This is a genomic window from Deltaproteobacteria bacterium, from assembly GCA_016874755.1.
Lineage (GTDB): Bacteria > Desulfobacterota > Binatia > UBA9968 > UBA9968 > DP-20.
Map to the genome: position 1 here is coordinate 72256 of VGTH01000022.1, position 17688 is coordinate 89943.

The 17688-nt window shown below is 57.2% G+C and carries 18 protein-coding genes; 6 read left to right on the top strand and 12 right to left on the bottom strand.

Annotated elements, in window-relative coordinates:
* Positions 1 to 117 precede the first annotated feature (117 nt).
* From FJ145_14745 to FJ145_14770, 6 genes are all read left to right on the top strand, one after another.
* Complete coding sequence (locus FJ145_14745) at positions 118 to 2376, top strand: DNA translocase FtsK (protein ID MBM4262675.1); 2259 nt, start codon at positions 118 to 120, stop codon at positions 2374 to 2376.
* Complete coding sequence (gene lolA / locus FJ145_14750) at positions 2354 to 3082, top strand: outer membrane lipoprotein chaperone LolA (GenBank protein ID MBM4262676.1); 729 nt, start codon at positions 2354 to 2356, stop codon at positions 3080 to 3082. Before FJ145_14745 ends, lolA begins: the two co-directional genes overlap by 23 nt.
* The gene (gene rimO / locus FJ145_14755) at positions 3079 to 4431 is read left to right on the top strand and encodes a 30S ribosomal protein S12 methylthiotransferase RimO (GenBank protein ID MBM4262677.1); all 1353 of its coding nucleotides are present in this window, start codon (positions 3079 to 3081) and stop codon (positions 4429 to 4431) included. The genes lolA and rimO overlap by 4 nt, the downstream gene beginning before the upstream one ends.
* 124 nt (positions 4432 to 4555) lie before the next feature.
* Positions 4556 to 4948, top strand: coding sequence for a TraR/DksA family transcriptional regulator (locus tag FJ145_14760; GenBank protein ID MBM4262678.1), 393 nt, complete (start codon positions 4556 to 4558; stop codon positions 4946 to 4948).
* A 281-nt stretch (positions 4949 to 5229) separates the two neighbouring features.
* Positions 5230 to 5913 (top strand): response regulator transcription factor, encoded by a 684-nt coding sequence (locus FJ145_14765; GenBank protein ID MBM4262679.1) that lies wholly within the window; start codon positions 5230 to 5232, stop codon positions 5911 to 5913.
* A gap of 17 nt (positions 5914 to 5930) precedes the next feature.
* A complete protein-coding gene (locus tag FJ145_14770; protein ID MBM4262680.1) occupies positions 5931 to 7133 on the top strand; it encodes a sensor histidine kinase in 1203 nt (400 codons plus the stop codon).
* Between the two features lie 25 nt (positions 7134 to 7158).
* Here the strand turns inward: FJ145_14770 and FJ145_14775 are convergent, their stop codons facing one another.
* From FJ145_14775 to FJ145_14830, 12 genes are all read right to left on the bottom strand, one after another.
* Entirely contained in the window at positions 7159 to 7527 is a 369-nt protein-coding gene (locus tag FJ145_14775; GenBank protein ID MBM4262681.1) for a hypothetical protein, read from the bottom strand.
* Between the two features lie 54 nt (positions 7528 to 7581).
* Complete coding sequence (locus FJ145_14780) at positions 7582 to 7983, bottom strand: hypothetical protein (GenBank protein ID MBM4262682.1); 402 nt, start codon at positions 7981 to 7983, stop codon at positions 7582 to 7584.
* Between the two features lie 175 nt (positions 7984 to 8158).
* Entirely contained in the window at positions 8159 to 9613 is a 1455-nt protein-coding gene (locus tag FJ145_14785) for a hypothetical protein (protein MBM4262683.1), read from the bottom strand.
* Between the two features lie 431 nt (positions 9614 to 10044).
* Complete coding sequence (locus FJ145_14790; GenBank protein MBM4262684.1) at positions 10045 to 10899, bottom strand: peptidase T; 855 nt, start codon at positions 10897 to 10899, stop codon at positions 10045 to 10047.
* Positions 10900 to 11008: 109 nt separating this feature from the next.
* Positions 11009 to 11635, bottom strand: coding sequence for a cyclase family protein (locus FJ145_14795; protein ID MBM4262685.1), 627 nt, complete (start codon positions 11633 to 11635; stop codon positions 11009 to 11011).
* 124 nt (positions 11636 to 11759) lie between these two features.
* Positions 11760 to 12635: a hypothetical protein gene (locus FJ145_14800; protein ID MBM4262686.1), complete on the bottom strand. Its 876-nt coding sequence runs from the start codon at positions 12633 to 12635 to the stop codon at positions 11760 to 11762.
* Positions 12636 to 12783: 148 nt separating this feature from the next.
* The gene (locus FJ145_14805) at positions 12784 to 13350 is read right to left on the bottom strand and encodes a thiamine pyrophosphate-binding protein (GenBank protein ID MBM4262687.1); all 567 of its coding nucleotides are present in this window, start codon (positions 13348 to 13350) and stop codon (positions 12784 to 12786) included.
* A gap of 2 nt (positions 13351 to 13352) precedes the next feature.
* Complete coding sequence (locus FJ145_14810) at positions 13353 to 13862, bottom strand: decarboxylase (GenBank protein ID MBM4262688.1); 510 nt, start codon at positions 13860 to 13862, stop codon at positions 13353 to 13355.
* Positions 13863 to 14216: 354 nt separating this feature from the next.
* Complete coding sequence (locus FJ145_14815; protein MBM4262689.1) at positions 14217 to 15731, bottom strand: FAD-binding protein; 1515 nt, start codon at positions 15729 to 15731, stop codon at positions 14217 to 14219.
* Positions 15732 to 15857: 126 nt separating this feature from the next.
* Positions 15858 to 16307 (bottom strand): hypothetical protein, encoded by a 450-nt coding sequence (locus tag FJ145_14820; GenBank protein MBM4262690.1) that lies wholly within the window; start codon positions 16305 to 16307, stop codon positions 15858 to 15860.
* A 355-nt stretch (positions 16308 to 16662) separates the two neighbouring features.
* Positions 16663 to 16929 (bottom strand): hypothetical protein, encoded by a 267-nt coding sequence (locus FJ145_14825; GenBank protein MBM4262691.1) that lies wholly within the window; start codon positions 16927 to 16929, stop codon positions 16663 to 16665.
* Complete coding sequence (locus tag FJ145_14830) at positions 16922 to 17230, bottom strand: type II toxin-antitoxin system prevent-host-death family antitoxin (protein ID MBM4262692.1); 309 nt, start codon at positions 17228 to 17230, stop codon at positions 16922 to 16924. Before FJ145_14830 ends, FJ145_14825 begins: the two co-directional genes overlap by 8 nt.
* Between the last annotated feature and the right edge of the window lie 458 nt (positions 17231 to 17688).

A 17688-nucleotide genomic window follows, 5' to 3' on the forward strand; every position in this document is an offset into this window, starting at 1 on the left:
TCACCACCAAGACACCAAGGACACGAAGTTTGGCACCAGAAGTTTTTTGAAACTTTTTTCTTTTCTTCCCTTCGTGCTCTTCGTGCCGCTTCGTGGTGAAATTGGATTGAAGTGATCATGGAAAAAGGACGTTTAACTCGCGAAATCTGGGGCGTGGTGCTGTTTCTCACAGTGCTGCTCATCACCATTAGCCTCCTGTCGTTCGACGTCAAGGACCGCTCGTTCAACACCCCGTCGGGCTTGGTGCAGACCCATAATTGGGGCGGTTTTTTGGGCGCCTACCTCGCCGATATGCTGCTCCAAGGCTTCGGCCTGTCGTCGTTTTTGTTTCCGGTGTTTGGCGCCATGATCGCTTTTCAGCTCTTTCGCGCCCAGTTTAAAGGCATCTCGTGGCTCAAGACTTTGGGCTACGGGGTGTTTTTTCTCAGCGTAGCGGTGACGATCAGCATTTTCATCGATGCCGAAAACGCCCGCGAAGCCGGCGGCATTGTCGGCGGCTTTTTCAAAGAAGCGATTCTGGTGCCTTGGTTCGGCCGCATCAGCGCGACGTTGATTACGCTTGCGGCGCTGTTGCTCTCGCTCATGCTGCTGACGCAGAACTCTTTGGCGGACCTGTTCGATCGCACCTCGAAAAATATTCTCCAGCTGCGCAAATCGGTGCTGCCGGCGGTCGGCGAAAAAATCAAAGACCTCAAAGAGAAACAGGAAAAGCGCAAAGCCGAAACCTCCAAAGAGAACGCCAAGAAAGAACGGCCCGATTACACACCGCCGCAGATCGTCGTCAAAGATGAGCTGCGCGACGAGCCGGGCAAGAAAGCGCCGAAAAAGAGCGCCGTGCCGCCCGAGCAATTCAAGCTGCCGGTCATCAGCGAAGAAGGCTACAAAGTGCCGCCGCCGGAGCTGCTCGACATGCCCGAAGAGCAGCCGTCTAAAATTGACAAAGAAACGCTGCAAGCCAACTCGATCATTCTGCAAAAAAAGCTCGCCGACTTTGGCGTCGAGGGCGAAGTGGTGGCGGTGCGCCCCGGGCCGGTCATCACCATGTACGAGTTCAAGCCCGCACCGGGTGTCAAAGTCCGGCGCATCGTCATGTTGGCCGACGACCTGGCGATGGCGCTGCGCGCCGTCAGCGTGCGCATTTTGGCGCCGATTCCCGGCGAATCGGTGGTCGGCATCGAGATTCCCAACCCGCGCCGCGAAACGGTCTATCTGCGCGAGATGATCGAGGGCGAGGCCTATCAAGCCTCCGAATCGAAGATAACCTTGGCGTTAGGCAAGGACATCGGCGGCACCCCCTTCGCCGCCGATCTGGCGCGCATGCCGCATCTGCTGGTCGCCGGCGCCACCGGCACCGGTAAATCGGTGTCGATCAACGCGATGATTTTGAGCATCCTTTTCAAATCGTCGCCTTCGGACGTCAAATTCATCATGGTCGACCCCAAGATGCTCGAGTTGACGGTTTATGAAGATATTCCGCATTTGCTCGTGCCGGTGGTCACCGATCCCAAAAAGGCCGCCGCGGCGCTGTTCTGGGCGATGGATGAAATGGACCGCCGCTATCGTCTAATGAGAGACAAGGGCGTGCGCAACATCGACAGCTACAACAAGAGTTCGGAAAAGGAGAACGCCGGTCGGAGCCCGACGGTCAGCGCGCAAGAAGGACCATCGGGCGACGCCGCGGAGCTCGGCGGCGACTTGAGCGAAGCGGCGCCGATCGTCCATGAAAAAATGCCGCGCATCGTTATTATCGTCGACGAGCTGGCCGACCTCATGATGACCGTCGGGCGCGACATCGAGGAGTACATCACCCGCCTGGCGCAAAAAGCGCGCGCCGCCGGCATCCATCTGATTCTCGCCACGCAGCGGCCCTCGGTCGACGTCATCACCGGTCTGATCAAGGCCAACTTTCCGGCGCGGGTTTCGTTTCAAGTCACTTCGCGCATCGATTCGCGGACGATCTTGGATTCCATGGGCGCGGAAAAGCTTCTGGGCAACGGCGATTTGCTCTATTTGCCGCCGGGAACGGCGCGCCTGACCCGCGTCCACGGCGCCTTTGTCTCGGACCAGGAAGTGCGCCGGGTCATGAAGTTCATCAAGGCCCAGGGCCGGCCGCAGTACCGCACCGATGTCCTGCAAGCCAAAAAAGAGATGGAGGCAGCGGCGGCGGCGGACGAAGAATATGACGAGATGTACGACCAGGCAGTGGCCATCGTCACCGAAACCCAGCAAGCGTCGATCTCGATGGTCCAGCGCCGGCTGCGCGTCGGCTACAACCGCGCCGCCCGCATGATCGAACAAATGGAGCGCGACGGGGTGGTAGGCCCAGCCGACGGCGCCAAACCGCGCGAAGTCTATGCAAGAAAAATTGAAGAATAGCTTTTTGGGGAAATTGCTGGCAGCGCTCCTCCTAAAATTCCCGCCTTTGAAAAAGGGGGGTCAAATCATCACGGCTGCGGTTCTCGCCGCATTCGCACTGACGGCGCAACTCCACAGCGCCGAACCGAGCGCCGATGCCATCGTCGACGCGCTGCAAAAAAACTACGACGCGACCGGCGATTTCGTCGCCGACTTCAGCCAGGAGACCGCGGTCAAAACCCTCAACCGCAGCCTCAAGGCCAGCGGCAAAATCACCTACAAACGGCCGGGCAAGATGCTCTGGCGCTACGAAGAGCCCAAGGGCCAATTCGTCCTGGCCGACGGCAAGCATCTTTACTTCTTTCAGCCCGAGCAAAACCAGGTGATCAAAAGCCCGCTGAAGAACGCCTTTCGCGGCGACATCCCGCTGTCGTTTTTGCTCGGCTTGGGCAACTTGAAAAAAGACTTCAACGCCGCGCTCCAATCCAGTGAGGGCAATCAGTACACCCTGCGTCTGGAACCCAAGGGCGAAGCGGGCGGCTACAGCGAAATCCTCATCAGCGTCAACAAGAACAGCTTCGACATCCAATCGGTCAGCGTGCGCGACGCCGCCAGCAATGTGACGACATTGCGCTTTGCTGCGATGCAGAAGGGCACCGGCGTCAAAGATTCCCTGTTTCAATTCCAAGTTCCCGCCGGCGCCGACGTAGTGGAGCTGGGCCAGTGAGCCAGACGCCGAAAAAACTTAGCATCGTCAGCCTGGGCTGCGCCCGCAACCTGGTCGATTCCGAGGTCATGGCCGGCTTGTTGAAGCAGCATGACTACGAAATCGTCGAGGAGCCAAGCAGCGCTGACATCGTCATGGTCAACACCTGCGGCTTCATCGGCGCTGCCAAGGAAGAGTCCATCGACACGATATTGGAAATCTCCAAACTCAAGGATGCTGGCCAGGTAAAAAAGCTCATCGTCGCCGGCTGCCTGTCGCAGCGCTACCCGGAGGCCATGGCGAGCGAGCTGCCCGAGGTCGACCTGTTTATCGGCACCGGCGAGGTGCCGCGCATCGTCGACATCCTGCGCGAGCACGAGGCCAACCGGAGCCGGCGACAGTATGTCGGCTTGCCCAGCTATCTCTACGACCATGCCACCCCCCGGCTGCGCACCACCGCGTCCCACACGACCTATTTAAAGGTCTCCGAAGGGTGCGACCACAAGTGTGCTTTTTGCATCATCCCCCAGCTGCGCGGCCCGTCGCGCAGCCGTTCGATCGACTCGGTAGTCGCCGAGGCACGGATGCTGAGCCAAAGCGGCGTCAAGGAAATCAACCTGATCGCCCAGGACCTGACCGCCTACGGCCGCGACCGCAAGGACGGCACGACGCTTTACGGTCTTTTGCGCGAGCTGGACCGCCTTCCCGAAGTCGTCTGGCTCCGGCTCTTGTACTCCTATCCCAATTTCCTCGACGCTCCCCTGCTCGACCTGATCCGCAACAGCGACAAGATTTGCAAGTACATCGACATCCCGTTCCAGCACATCAGCAAGCGCTTATTGACCAAGATGCGCCGCGGCAAGAGCGGCAGCGCCGTCCGCGAAGCCATCGCCAAGCTGCGCGGCGCCATCCCCGCCCTGACACTGCGGACATCTTTGATCGTCGGCTTTCCCGGCGAGACCGAAGACGATTTCGACGAACTGTGCGATTTTGTCGAGGAAGCGGGCTTCGAGCGCCTTGGCGTTTTCAAGTATTCGGAAGAGGAAGGCACCGCAGCCGCGACAATGGGCGACAAGATAGACGAGCAGGAGAAAGAAAGGCGCTGGCAGGAAGTCATGGACCTGCAAGCGGACATTTCAAGAAAAAAAAATGAGGCCTTGATTGGCTCCATTCAGCGGGTTATGATCGACAGGATCGATTCAGAAACGGGGATGATTTGCGGGCGCACCCAAGCCCACGCTCCGGAAGTTGACGGGGTCGTGCACATCGGCCCCACTGAGAAGGAACTCGCACCCGGATCGATGCTAGACATCAGAATTACTTCCGCCCTGGACTACGACCTGATTGGTGAGCAAACCCATGGCAACTAAAGTCGACCCCGAAAAAGAAAAAAAACAACGCCGCGACCTCCTAGAAAAAGAAAAAAAACAACGCCGCGACTTCCTAGAAAAAGAAAAAAAACAACGCCGCGACTTCCTAAAACAGGCCTCTCTCATGTTAAACGGCATGAAAAAGCAGCTGATGAAGGAAATGCAGGGCCGCGTCAAAGGCGAAACCGAAGGCCTCAAAGACGAGGGCCGCGACACCTACGACTTGGCCAGCGACGAGCGCGATCGCGAAATCAATTTTATCCTAAACGACCGCGAGCGCGAGAAGCTGCTGGCCATCGACGAAGCCCTGCAGCGGATCAAAGAAAAGTCCTACGGGATCTGTGAGAGCTGCGAAGGAGAGATTCAGCTAGGCCGCCTGAAGGTCTTACCCTTCACCCGTCTCTGCGTCAAATGCCAGGAAGAAAACGAGAAAGAAAGCAAACGGCAGAAGACCCTCGAGGATGAACGGGGTTATCGCAAGCTGGTGGTCAATGACTTCGAAGAAGAGGGGTTTTAGAACGATATTTCTGTAACCGAGTCAAAGCGGCTATCAATAAAAAGGGGGCAAGGTTGTGAAACCTGCCCCCTTTTCTATTAAAACTATAAACCTTATTCGCCCTTGGCCGGAACCTAGCCCGAATTATTCATGCGACCGGGAAAACCCATGACACTGTGTCGATCGAAGTGGAACTCTGGAGGAGCGACAATCTCAGTCGCTTGGTCTCGGCATAACTCACTATTTTCACTTGTTTGAGTTTGATGTAACCTACTCAGGTACTAGGCCCTGCTGACAGAAATATGGAGACAACCACTATGACTGAGATAAGAGTTGTCATCGCCGATGACCATGCGCTGTTCCGCGACGGATTGCGCAAGATTCTTGCCCTGGAAAAAGACATCTTGGTCGTAGGCGAAGCCGCCAATGGCGACGAGGCGACCAAAGTCGCAGAGCGCACAAAACCCGATGTCCTGCTCTTGGATTTGAAAATGCCCAAAGGTGAGCTTGTGCAAAACTTGCTCGACGTCACGGCGCGCACGCCGGCCACCCGAGTCGTAGTCTTAACCGCGTTTTCCGACGACGAGAACGTTCTCAACGCCGCTAAGAGCGGCGCGAAAGGCTATGTCTCGAAGGGCGTTCCCTCGGCGACACTGGTGCAAGCGATCAAGAGTGTCCACGGCGGGAGTCCATGGATCGACAAGGAAATTCCCTCATGGGAAACTTTCCTGGAAATCGCCAGCGGCCAAACCGAGGCTCGCCCCATGCCGACGCCGCGCACGGACAACGCCATCGGCACCTTAACTAAAAGGGAGCTGGAAATTCTCCGCCTGGTCGCTGAGGGTCTGACCAACGAAGAGATCGGCAAAAAAATCTTCATCAGCGAGAAGACCGTCAAAACCCATTTGACCAACATTTTCGACAAGCTGAAAGTCAATAACCGCTTTAAGGCGGCCTTAATGCTGCGTGGTCGGACGACTCACTAGTCGGGAGTGCGTCGACCATGGCGAGCGACATCAAGACCCCACTCGAAGAAGGCTGGATCATCGAGCGCGAGAAGGCGCTCGCGTGGCTGCGGCTGGCCTTTGCCATACTGGCGGTGATTGTCATCCAACTCAATCCATCGCGGGTCGCGCGCTTCCCGGCGCTGTCAACTTTTTCTCTGGCAACGTTTCTGCTCTACAGCACCTCGATATTGTACCTCCTCCGCAAAAACCGGGTGAGATCGACTCGCCTCATCCTCGTGACCACGCCCCTCGATGTGCTTTGGATCGCGCTGATCGTGCTCTCCACCGGCGGCTCACGCACGCCGTTTTTCACGTATTATTCTTTCCCGGTCATCAGCGCGAGCCTGCGCTGGGGCATCAAGGGAAGTCTGCCGGTGGCATTCACCGGCGTCGCCATCTATTTCACCATTCGTTTAACTTTGCGGGCAGAGTCGGGCGGCGAGCCGATCGGCATCGACACCGTTGTCGTGCGTTGCTTCTATTTAATCGCTCTAGCTTGCATCTTCGGCTACATCAGCGAATTCGAAAAGCGCCAGAATCAAAAACTCCTGGCGCTGTCGCGCACAGCGGGCCAAATCTCCGCGCTCCAAGAGCGGCGCCGGATCATGTTCGACCTGCACGACGGCATTCTACAGTCGCTGGCAACCCTCATTCTGCGCTTGGAGAGTTGCCGAGGAAAGTTGGCAGACAGACCCAAAGACTCGGAAATCGAAAGCGATCTGCGCTCAATGGAAGAGCTGACCCGCGACTCCATGAACGAGATTCGCCAGTTCCTCTCCGGCAAGGAAACCAAGCCACTGGTGCATGGGACACTGTTGAAGCGGTTGCGCGAAGAGCTGCGCTTCCTGCAGCAAGGCTTGAATATGGAAGTTATTTTGGGAACCGACCCCGAAGATGTGGACCTGCCCGAGACGGTGGAGACCGAAATCTACTACGTTTTGCGCGAAGGTTTGGCCAACGTCACGCGCCATTCGCACGCGTCACGCATCGATCTGCAACTGATTCAAAAGATCATCTCTTTGGAAGGAAATATCGAGGACAACGGCGCCGGCATGAACCTAGCCAGCATGCAAAACGGACAGGGCTTGGGGCTGCAAAGCATGCGCGAACGCATAAAGAAAATCGGGGGAGAACTCCTGGTTAAGTCCTCCCCCGGTGGTGGCACAAAAATTTCGTTTACGGTGCCACTAACGAACTAAAGTGGGCACCCGCCAACGCTCAGCCTTACTCACCTTTCGCAGGAACGAATGTCATTTTTGTCAGGAAATTCTTTTCGCCCTTGGTCACGTATTCGACCGTCGCTGAAGAGCCCAATCCCACGTTGGCCATTTTCACTTTGGTCTCTCCGATTCCCACGACCTTCGTCTTGGCGTTGAAATCCAGCGTCACCAGCTTGCCATCCTTCGTCACGACGATCATATAGTTTTTCTCGGTGTCGAGTAAACCGATATCACCGCCAACTTTCTCTGCTTTGGCTTTCGCGGGCTCCGCTTTTTTCGCCTCGGCCTTTTTCTCCTGCGCGATGACCGGCATGCTCAAACTCGCTGCAAGTACAATCGCCAGACCGCCCCCTAAATTCAGTTTCTTTGTCATTTCCCGTTCTCCTTGCTCGTTCGCTCTCGATTCTCTCTAACCGCCGCCTAAGGTTTACTCACCCTTTGCCGGTAGGTACTCAATGTTGGATGCAATATTCTTGTCACCGTCCTTGGTGTAGGTGACGGTCGCCGACGATCCCAAACCGATGTTACCCATCTTGCTGGCCTGCAAAATGCGCTGCGTCGGCTGAAACTTTGCGTCATAATCGATGGTCACCAGCTTGCCTTCTTTGGTAACGATGATCATGTAGTTCTTTTCCGTGTCCAATAAACCGACGTCGCCAGCTACCTTGGTTGCCTTGGCCGGCTCTGCTTTTGTTTCGGCTTTGGCCGGCGCAGGCGCAGGCGCCGGTGCCGGTGCCGGCGCGGGCTTTTCATCCTGCGTTGAACAAGCTGCCAGCGCAAACAACCCGGATGCTACGATAATATTCGTAATCAGAGAACCCTTTTGCATTGAGACCTCCACGGTATATTTAGGACTTTGGTGATAATTAGAAGTCTAAAGTCCTATACTTTAGCCGCGCGTTAATTGTCAAGCAGAAAATCCTCGCGCGTAAATATTTTTGTTTGAAGAGACAAAAAAAGGGGAGCCGGCTGGCTCCCCTTTTTCCATGTCGGTGGTCGCCCGTTTAGAACGAGGCCCGGAAGTTCAGTTGCACGTTGGTCCAATCGCAGCTCTTGCCCCGCGTCGAACGGCCAGCGCTGCTGCAACCCAGGTTCTCTTGCGCTTCGGTTCTGCCGCTGCGCAGGTTCGACGCGTCATACCACTGCACCGTACCGCCCACGCTGATCCGGTTCGGCAGGAAGTAAAACAAGTCCCACTCACGAATCAGAACACGGTTGCGCGAGAATTCACTGCCCGTCGCACAGTTCGACCGGCCGCAGCTGACATCGTTGCGCTCGAAGTGCGTGCCGAACAGGATCGACCCCGGCGTCCCGGTGTCTCCCGTAAACCAGCCCTTCGGGCTCCACAGAAACAGGTCATGGCCGATCAGGAAGTTGCGTCCTTTGGCACCAGATCCCTGGCTGTTGCGGCCAGCATCAAGATCCCAGGCGCCGCGGATGGCACGCAGCCAGTACGGCCCCACTTTCCAACCTATACCCGTTAAGTTGTAGTCAGTCGTCCCTCGGCCGCCACTACTCGACGGCGAGAATATAAACAGCGTCTGCCGCCCACCGCTGCCATGATCCCGAAGCCGTAGCCGGCTGCAAGCACTAAAGACCCCGGAGCCATTAGAGCTGGTGGAGTTCGTATTGCGCGGATCGTTGTTACACCAGTAGTGCATGTTCTCAAGACCAAAACCCTGGATCCATTTGTTTTTGGTCTTCGAAAACGGTTCGATCCGGGCGTAGAGCACGAAGTCCTTGCGGTCCGTGTTATTGCTATATCCGTCGCCCGCTTCGCCAAAACTCGCCATGCCGAAGTTCACTTGAATGCGTCCCGTCGGAATATTGATGTTATCCCAGTTGAGCGTGAAGCCGTTGCCGTAGCTGCCCGTGTTCAAGCCGTTCTCGCGCGACATGATGTCGTATTCGGCCTGTGAGCCGGTGGTGCCGGAGCCTTGCCGGTAGGCGCTGACAGGCATTTCGCCGTCCATGCCAAACGCCACGCGAGGCAGCCAAGGATTGATCTTCTCAAAATGCACTTGCATCTGGCCACGCTGCAAGTCGGTTTGCCCACCGAAACCGTCGTTGTCGTAGTGCAGGTTGAATTCATAGAAGCAGTTGTTGATGCAGTAATTAAATCGCGAACGGAAGCGCCGCCCTTCGACCTCGCCGTTGGTCCGCCCAGCGTGGTCGCGGCCAGCTTGGAAGTTCATCCTCATGTGGCCTTCAAGGCTAAAGTTAATGCTCCAGCCTTTGTCCGCGGCTTCGATTGTCAAACCGGCGCCCGGACGATAACTAAAATTCGGCAGCACCACAGCGGCCGCCGTCGCTTCTTTCTTGAGCTCGATCTGCTGCTCTTTGAGCTGAGTCAGCTCCTGCTCCATCGCCTTGATCTTTTCATCAACGCTCTGGGCGGATGCTGGTGCGCCAGCAAAAAGCGCTGCCGAGAGCAGTGCCAATCCGATCCCTTTCTTCATCTTTTCTGCCTCCTTTTTTCCTTCTGAAATTTTTTACTAAATATGGACCAATTCTCACTACTTTCGGCGTGTTTTAGACCACAATACCCATATTGTCAAGTCTAAAGTTAGATCTTTTATCTGAATGTCCACGACAAATCGCGAAAAACTAAGACTTTATGGGAATAGTGGCCCATTTTCGCAACTTGAAGGGGCACCAAAGGCCGTAGGCGGAGTCGTAGCAGCGGGACTACCCGCCGAAACGGGATTGTGTCGCAATTGTCATTTTGCGGCAAAGCCGAAGAATCTGCTTCATGCAATTGCGCGAAAAAGCAGATCCCTCGCTTGCGCTCAGGATGCCTTCGCTCCTCCAGAGTTCCACTTCGATCGACGCAGTGTCATGGGTTTTCCCGGTCGCATGAATAATTCGGGCTAGAGACGAAGCCGTGCGGCTAACTTGATGTGGTGGGCTCAGCGTCGCCGATGACAGAGCACACCGGCATGTGCGTCGTGTTGCGGTCAAAGCCGATGTTGCCGTTGCGGTCGATCAGAATGATGCCACCGCTAGCACTTAGTTTGGCGCCGAGCAAGGCGATCACCTTTTGCGCGGCTGTGGGCGCGTCGAGCCCATCTTCGAGATGGCCAACTGCGCGCTTGGCGAGCAGCAAACGGATAAACGCCTCGCCGTGCCCCGTCCCGGAGGCGGCGCCGAACTCGTCGGCGTAGGTGCCGCAGCCGATCAGCGGCGAATCGCCGACACGGCCCGGAAGTTTTTTGAAAACACCACCGGTGGAGGTTGCGGCAGCGAGTTTGCCGCCACGGTCGCACGCCACACAGCCGACGGTGCCATGTTTGCTCTCCCAATGGCGCTTTTCACTCTCAACGATCAGCGCGTCGGGCGAACATTCGGCGAACCCGATTGAGCGAGCAAACAGGTTCGCGCCGTCGCCCGCAAGCAGCACGTGCCGGCCGTCTTCCATCACCCGCCGCGCCAGACGAACCGGATTTTTGATGCCGCAGACCGCCGCCACCGCGCCGACGCGCAGCGTATCGCCTTCCATCAGCGCGGCGTCGCATTCGACACAACCGAGACTGTTGAGGGTGGAGCCGGTGCCGGCGTTGAACAACGGATTGTCTTCGAGGATAACCACGGCCGCTTCCACGGCGTCGAGCGCCGAGCCGCCGGCGTTGAGAATTTTCTGCCCAGCCAACACGGCTTCCCTGCAGCCGGCGAGCCGCGCCGGCAGACTATCGTCCTTGATTGGACCGGCGCCGCCGTGAACGATGATCGAGGGTAGGTGTTTCATTGGCCGATCCTTTGGAAACTTTCGCATGCCAGGGCGCGATGAATCGCGTCCTATGAGGTTTTCGAACTTTGCGAACTTTGCGTCTGGGCGCGAGACAATCCGAACATTCTCACGCCAGCTCGCGCAGCACCGCCCGGCACGGCGAGCCGTCAGAACCCGCAAGTTTCACCGGCGGACAGAAAAGCTCGTATCGTCCCGGCGGCACTTCGGACAAATCCACGCCTTCGAGCAAGATCACACCGTGGTCGAGAAACGCCCGGTGCACCGGCACCTGCTCGGTGGCTCCCGCCGCCGAAAGATAATCGAGCCCGACTAATCTTACCCCCAGCTTCACCAACGCCTCCGCCGCATCCACCGAGAACGGCGCGAAGCTCGCGTCGTAAACCCCTTTCTTCATCAACTGCGAGTTGCGGGTTTTGAACAAAACCCGCGTGTCGCCCATAATGCCCGCCTTGGCCACATCAGCTCCAGTGACATGGGTCCCGGCATCCACCGCACACACCAGCGCTGGGCCGATAAAGGTTTCCAACGCTATCGATTCGATGGTCGCCCCATCCGGCACGAAGTGAAACGGCGCATCGACATGAGTGCCGGCATGGGCGCTGGCGTGAATCGATGAAGAATTGTTGGCGTCGCCGCGGCTCATGCGTTTGCGCTCGACCAGCTCCATCGGCTGGGAGTTTAACCAGCGAATGCCCTGGGGCGAAACGGTTAACGAAATATCGTAGAGTTTCATGTGCCAATCTCCTGCGTCGATCTTATGCGAGGCGGCGGCTCCGAACAAGAACGTTTTCTTCCGAACTTTGCGCCCTTGGCGTCTTTGCGCGCGATTTTCTGGATTTACCCCGGCGTTGCTACGTTTATCGCCCCAAATGAATCGCGAAGTTCCCCACCACCACACTGACAATGCCGACGACGACTTTCCAGTTGATCGACTCGACGTCGCGCAAAAAAATCGCCGCCAGGATCATCGACCAGACGGGGTAGCACGCCGCGATGGGCGCGACGATGACGACGCGGCCAAGACTGATCGCGGTGATAACGCAAAGAATCGCCAGGGTCTCCGAACATCCGGTTATGAGGAATGGCCGGAGTGCCTGGCGATGCCACACCAGCCGCTGGGAACTCGGCGAAATCAGTATGTAAATCACAAACCCAACCGCCGAAACCAAGCCCATGAGCGCCGAGAAAAATAACGGCTCGTTGGCCATGGTCAACACGTAACGCCGAATCGGATGGTTCATCCCAGTGAGGCAGGCAGCACCGATGGGCAGCAGCAAATAGATCCGGCGAAAATTGGCGATCTGCCTCTCCGGCTTCCACGAAACCAGCACGATGCCGGCCACCACCAAGAGTGTGCCGAGCACGATGAGCGGCGTGGTCACCTCGCCCAGCACCGCCACCGCGATGGTCGCGCTAATCAGCGGACTGACCGATTGCAGCGCGCTGCTGCGCGACGCGCCGATCTTCTCGACGCCGGTGTAGGCAAACAGGCGCACACCGAGCTGAAAAATACCGACCAGGGTAAAAAGTAAAATACCCGCAAGCGGCACGGCATGCGCACCGCCGGTGATAAACACGGCTGCCCAAAGCAGGACATTTTGTATAACGATGGAAAACAGCGTCGCCGTGGCCGGCGTCGAATGGCGCATGCCGGCGCGCGCCGAAACCAGCGCCGAGGCGTAAAACACAGAGGTGATAAGCGCAAGAACCTGCGCCGCCGCTTCGGAGGTCATGGGTGAATCCTCCGAAAACGGGATCGGGCTTCCCCCTTTGAAAAAGGGGGAGTGAGGGGGATTTTTGTCCTGCGCACGTGAGAAAATCCCCCCTGGCCCCCCTTTTCCAAAGGGGGGAAATCCATCTTTGCTTCAGTCTTGTAAAAACTCAGCTTTTCGCCAGCGCAGCTTTAAACTTATCGCGATACTCGCGGTCGTACAGCCGGCGAAAATCTTCCGGATAGAGCTCGCCGGCTTCCACCTTGAGCGTGACGAACACCGGCCCCTCGGTATTGAGAATGTTAGGAATCTCGCGTTCCCACTCGGCGAGGTCGGCGATCTCCCAGGTCTTTTTGTAACCGGCGGTCTTCGCCAGCTCGGCGAACTTCATTTGGCCCGAGCGCGGCGTCGGCACCGAGCCGTTGGTCTCGTAGCAGCCGTTCTCGCACAGACAGTGAACGTAATTTTTCGGCGCCTGATTGGCGATGGTCACGAGCGAGCCCAAATTCATCAGCAAGCTGCCGTCGCCGTCGAACACGACGACTTTCTTGTCGGGGCGGCCGAGCGCCAACCCCAAGGCGTGCGACGAGCCCTGCCCCATGGCGCCGACAAAAGTATAATTCAGATCGCTCGGCGCAATATGGGTGATCTCCTGCGCCGCCATGTACACGGCAACAACGATCTCATCTTTGCGCTGGCGCGCAAAGGTTTTCAGCATCTCATCGCGTTTCATCATGGCTAGCGCGGCTCCCTGCCGATCTCGATGATCGCTGGCGACGCGGCGGCGAACGATTTTTCAATCGCCGCGGAAATCTTCGGCGCGTCGGCATCTCGCTCGACCAGACAATGCTCGAGGCCCATGACATCGCAGATCGGCTCGATAATCTTGACGCCGTATTTTTTCGACTGCTTCGGCGGCACATCCGGCTCCTTGCCGAGGAGCCCGACGACGATCACCACCGGGAAGTGCCCTTCCACGGCGACGCCGCGAATCGCGTTGATCGAATCGAGAAAGCCGGTGTACTGCATCATCAGCACCGACTTGTGCCCGGCGGCGTAGAGCCCGCTGCAGATCGACACGCCTTCGTCTTCTTTGCAGACCTGCACGACTTTGTAATCCGGATCGGCGATCAGGCCTTTCAACAAATGATGGCTCGTCACCCGGTCCGGCAGCGCCACGACAAAGTGAATGCCGGCGCGCTTGAACTCGCTTTTGATCGCCGCGGCGCTTAACGGATAGTCAGCCATAGATGCCTCCGTCTCGAAACGTCTAGCCCGAATTATTCATGCGACCGGGAAAACCCATGACACTGTGTCGATCGAAGTGGAACTCTGGAGGAGCGAAGGCATCAGCGCAAATCGTTCGGTTTAATTCGCCGATGCTGGGCATTTCTTCGACCTTTCCACTGCGATTCGCAGAGCAGGGCGACCGCCGGTCGCCCCTACAAGGCGGCGTCGAAGCGGATATCTGTTGCCTTCGCTCCGGAAGAGTTTCACTTCGATCGCGCCGCAGCGATGAATAATCCGGGCTAGCGTCTGGCGTTTAGCGTCTAACGTTCCCCCCATCGACCCCAAACGCCAGACCCTAGACCCCAAACGTTCCTATGCGATTTCCTGCACAAAATCCGCCAATCTTTCACCGATCATGATCGACGTCAGGTTGGTATTCGCGCGGCTCACCACCGGCATGATCGCCGCGTCGCCGACCCAGAGATTTTGCATGCCATGCACGCGCAGGCGCTGATCGACGACGGCCATCGCGTCGCTCGCCGGCCCCATCTTGCAGGTGCCAACGCCGTGGTGGTAGCTGTCGTAGGTCTTGCGCGCGAACGCGCCCCAATCGTCTCCCGGACCCGGCTGAATCAGCGGGCCGTAGAACTCTTTGATCACCGGGCGATGGACGAGCTCATCGATAAATTTCATCGCCTCGACCATCGCTTTCAAATCTTCCGGATGTTCGAGCATGGCCGAGTCCACGTTCACCTGATCGTGCGGGTCGGCGCTTTGCAGGGTGACGCGGCCGCGATTTCTTTGCTCGAGCAAATGCGCCGAGATCGGCATCATGCGCTTCAAGCCGGTCACCTCCGTCGGCGGCCGCATGTTGATGTGGAAATTAGCCGCTTCGCTGATCGGGTTTTTGCGAATGATCAAACGAAAGCGCGGCACCACCCAGTCTTCCTTCGATTCCTTCGGCCCCTCGTAGGTCATGAAGACCACCGGATGATCGTGATAGTTCTCGCCCACGCCCTTGAGCTCGTGAACCACTGAAATGCCGTGTTTCTTTAACTGCTCCGCCTGGCCGATGCCCGAAAGCATGAGAATCTGCGGCGAGCCGTAGACGCCGGAGGTCAAGAGAATCTGCCCGCCCAGCGCCGTGTGCATTTTGCCGTCGCGCTCGTAGTTGACGCCCTCGGCCTTTTTGCCGTTGAGTTTGAGCGTGTGCACCGTCGCCTGATCGATGATCGTCAAATTCTTCCGCCCGCGCGCCTGGTTCAAGTATGCGACGACGGTGGATTGCCGTTTGCCGTCTTTAATATTGTAGGGCGACGCGCACACGCCGTAGGGCTCCGGCACGTTTAAATCCGGGCACAGCGGCAAACCCATGCCGACCGCGGCATCGATGAACGCCCTGACCGGCGCCGACATCTCCATATCGAGGCGGAAGTTGCGCTTGACATAAAGCGGCCCGTCTTTGCCGTGGATCGGGCTGTCGGGATAATCCTGATCCGACTCAATTTTTTTCATGAACGGCAGACAGCGCTCATAGGTCCAGTCGGGATTGCCCGCGGCGACCCATTGATCGAGGTCGTAGCGCTGCGGCCGCAACACCGACATGACGTTGACCGAAGAGCCGCCGCCCATGATGCGCCCGGCAAGCGCGTAATAGGTGCTGCCGTCGAGGTGCCGATGGCTCGGAAACATCGCGATGTAATCCGACTCCAGCAACAGGCGAGTCTGATTCTTCGACTCAGCGATTAATTCGGGCAGCGGCCAGGGATCCGGCCCCGCTTCGAGCAACAAAACTTTACGGCTCGAATCCTCCGACAACCGCATCGCCGCCACACACCCCGCCGAGCCGCCGCCGACAATAATTACATCGTATTTTTCGTCCGCCATCAGTTTCTCCTAAATATTTTCATCCCCATGGTGCTCGCGCACAGACGCTGAGGGCGCCGAGCAAGGAGTTTACTCGCTGTCCGAGCTCTGCGTCCCCTGCGCCACTGCGCGAGAAAATCCGAAATCCTACGCTTCGCTCAAGCCCTTGTGCAGCCGTTTGGTAAACTCCTGCAAAATCAACGTCGCCGTCGCCCGCAGCACCATATCGCCCAAAATTCCCAGCCGCCCTTTGATCTTTACGTCGGCTTTGTAATCCATCTGCGATTTCGCATCCGAAATCTTTTTCAGATCGACCGTCATGTCGGCATTGACCGTGCTCTTGGTCACCGAATCCGTGCCCTCGGTCTTCACCACCATCTGCTCGGGCGGATTGGCGTCAACGATGGTCGAGCGAAAATTAAACTTCCCCGAAATCGGCCCCACCGCCGCCGAGATCAGCCCTTCAAAGGTTTTGTCATCGATCTGCCGCACTTCATCGATGCCCGGCAAACAGGTGGAAAACTTATTGATGTCGATCAAAAAATCCCAGGCCTTCTGCACCGGCACATCGAGATCGATTTTGCCATCGAGAATCATTCGCGCTCCCAAAAACAATTTCAGCGCCGATCTTATTTGAGAAAAATCTAGGTGACAAGGGCTCCTGCACGATGGTGCGGCCGACGGCGCGCCGAGCGCGCCGACGCCGCAACTTTTATTCGACTATTTTGCCGAAGAGGTTTTCAGGTGCATCGATAGCGCCACCCAGGAGGCAAGATCCCGTGTCCGGTCATATTCGCCCTCAAGGGCTCGCTATTTCTTCTGGGAGCAACCGCCCTGGAAAACTTCGGCGTCGACGCCGATCCGGTTCAGAAAAAATTGAAACCCATCCTAGCCATCATCGGTGGATTCATCGCTCGCAGTAAACCCGACACGCAGCCTTCCCTCACTGCGATCACGGAGTGGCGCGGCGAAACAGGCTGACAAACGTAACCGTATCGCTCTCTTCCTCGACGGCGAATTCGATCATGAAGGGACCCGAGCGCAAAAAGTAAGTCGGTGAGTTGGGATTGTAAAAGGTACAAAAGCGCTCGGGTAGGTACGGATCCGCCACGATGGCTGCCAGAGTTTGCTCTAACAGGTGCTGCTCCAGTTTCGTGGCGCGGCTTTGCACGTCTCTTAAATGCTTAAGAAACGCCGGCGTGAAAATTGGCTCAGCCACGAGCCTTAAAGACGCCCTTGTCTCGCGCGACCTTTAGAATGTTTTGGATCGTTAGAGGACCTTTAACGCGGATTCCCTTCCCGAGTCGCATCTCCTCATGCGCTGCTTTCATATGTCTGAGTGCCTCAGGATCTTGCCAAAGCCGAGCCAGTTCCGTGAGCAACTGGTGGCGTTCGAAATCGATAACCACCGCCGCCGGCTTGCCGCGACGTGTGATAACGATTCGCTCACCGTCTTTAACATCGTCGAGCAGCCGGAGCCACTTTTGACGCGCCTCGGAGGCCGTAAGGAATTGTTCCATATGTACAACTAAATGTACTGTAAGCTGTACGGACCGTCAAGGTTGACCGGGTGGACGCAACCTCGATGCTGTTCAGATTAACCTGAAACGCGTCCGACCAGCAGCGGCGAACCGGCCTTCACGCACGCGCAAGCACGCAAGATACTCGCGGCAAAATACCTCGCCACCCTGCTCGCCATCGCAGTGAGCGTCCCCTACTGGAAATTTCTTGGCTTGATCCGGTAAATAGCTTCAGCCATCGCGTCGTGCGACAGCTCGATCCGCCGCCAAACCCCATCTGAGGTCAGACCATCCGGTTCCGGTCAAGCATTCCCACGTTTAACGGTTGAAAGCCTGAACATCCCGCTGAAAATTTCAAGCGAAAAACGTAATACTCCAGCTCTGCTCGTAGATTATTTCAATTTTTCTTACTGACTGATTTTTTCGGCATTCGTATTTGCGTTTTAAGCGACGATCTC

Excerpts from the sequence above, each read along its gene's own strand:
- FJ145_14805 (MBM4262687.1), bottom strand. The coding sequence starts at position 13,350 with ATGATGAAACGCGATGAGATGCTGAAAACCTTTGCGCGCCAGCGCAAA.
- FJ145_14745 (MBM4262675.1), top strand. The coding sequence starts at position 118 with ATGGAAAAAGGACGTTTAACTCGCGAAATCTGGGGCGTGGTGCTGTTT.
- FJ145_14795 (MBM4262685.1), bottom strand. The coding sequence starts at position 11,635 with ATGAAACTCTACGATATTTCGTTAACCGTTTCGCCCCAGGGCATTCGC.
- FJ145_14820 (MBM4262690.1), bottom strand. The coding sequence starts at position 16,307 with ATGATTCTCGATGGCAAAATCGATCTCGATGTGCCGGTGCAGAAGGCC.
- FJ145_14770 (MBM4262680.1), top strand. The coding sequence starts at position 5,931 with ATGGCGAGCGACATCAAGACCCCACTCGAAGAAGGCTGGATCATCGAG.
- FJ145_14775 (MBM4262681.1), bottom strand. The coding sequence starts at position 7,527 with ATGACAAAGAAACTGAATTTAGGGGGCGGTCTGGCGATTGTACTTGCA.
- FJ145_14785 (MBM4262683.1), bottom strand. The coding sequence starts at position 9,613 with ATGAAGAAAGGGATCGGATTGGCACTGCTCTCGGCAGCGCTTTTTGCT.
- FJ145_14815 (MBM4262689.1), bottom strand. The coding sequence starts at position 15,731 with ATGGCGGACGAAAAATACGATGTAATTATTGTCGGCGGCGGCTCGGCG.
- FJ145_14830 (MBM4262692.1), bottom strand. The coding sequence starts at position 17,230 with ATGGAACAATTCCTTACGGCCTCCGAGGCGCGTCAAAAGTGGCTCCGG.
- lolA (MBM4262676.1), top strand. The coding sequence starts at position 2,354 with ATGCAAGAAAAATTGAAGAATAGCTTTTTGGGGAAATTGCTGGCAGCG.
- FJ145_14760 (MBM4262678.1), top strand. The coding sequence starts at position 4,556 with ATGTTAAACGGCATGAAAAAGCAGCTGATGAAGGAAATGCAGGGCCGC.
- FJ145_14790 (MBM4262684.1), bottom strand. The coding sequence starts at position 10,899 with ATGAAACACCTACCCTCGATCATCGTTCACGGCGGCGCCGGTCCAATC.
- FJ145_14800 (MBM4262686.1), bottom strand. The coding sequence starts at position 12,635 with ATGACCTCCGAAGCGGCGGCGCAGGTTCTTGCGCTTATCACCTCTGTG.
- FJ145_14810 (MBM4262688.1), bottom strand. The coding sequence starts at position 13,862 with ATGGCTGACTATCCGTTAAGCGCCGCGGCGATCAAAAGCGAGTTCAAG.
- FJ145_14780 (MBM4262682.1), bottom strand. The coding sequence starts at position 7,983 with ATGCAAAAGGGTTCTCTGATTACGAATATTATCGTAGCATCCGGGTTG.
- FJ145_14765 (MBM4262679.1), top strand. The coding sequence starts at position 5,230 with ATGGAGACAACCACTATGACTGAGATAAGAGTTGTCATCGCCGATGAC.